Origin of the sequence: Streptomyces sp. BE20, assembly GCF_036322525.1 — a bacterium.
Classification (GTDB): domain Bacteria; phylum Actinomycetota; class Actinomycetes; order Streptomycetales; family Streptomycetaceae; genus Kitasatospora.
This window is the reverse complement of record NZ_JAQYWW010000477.1, coordinates 1-488: the sequence shown is the minus strand read 5'-3', so window position 1 is coordinate 488 and position 488 is coordinate 1. Positions and strand designations below refer to the sequence as shown.

1 protein-coding gene is annotated in these 488 nt (G+C 68.9%); it reads right to left on the bottom strand.

Features of this window, described 5'->3' with window-relative positions:
• Window positions 1-343: hypothetical protein (locus PUR61_RS06595; RefSeq protein WP_329876622.1), on the bottom strand; the 343-nt coding region annotated here is incomplete at its 3' end.
• Between the last annotated feature and the right edge of the window lie 145 nt (window positions 344-488).

The window sequence follows — 488 nt, the reverse complement described above, 5'->3', positions numbered from 1 at the left end:
TGGTGGGGCGGGCCACCAGCGGGGTTATCCGCACGGACGGCGGCCGGTCGCCCTGGTTGGCGGGGGGGGGGATCTCGCTTATCCCGTTGCTCTTTGGCGTAAGCTCCCTGGAGGGCACCACCACCGTCCGGCGGGTGGCGTGCGCGCTCGGGTAGGGGGTTTCCGGCGCCTCCTGGTACACGGCTTCCTCCGGCAGGGCCTCGGCCGGGTAGAGCGGTTCGGTTGTGGCCTGGGCGAGCGGGCGGACGTGGTGCGGCGGGGACGGTTCCTGGGTTTCGAGGGTCGGGCGGGCGGCCAGGGCCTCCAGGGCTAAGACGCCGGTGTTGTCGGCTACCTTGGGCACAATGGCGTGGGCCAGCTCGGGGGGGTTTGGGTCTTGTGGTTATGTTGTTGGGTGTTGTGGGTTTGTTTGTGGGTGTTGGTTTGTGTTGTGTTGGCGTGTTTGTCGGGGGGGGGTTGTGGTTGGTGTGTGTACGCCCGGCGCCGCC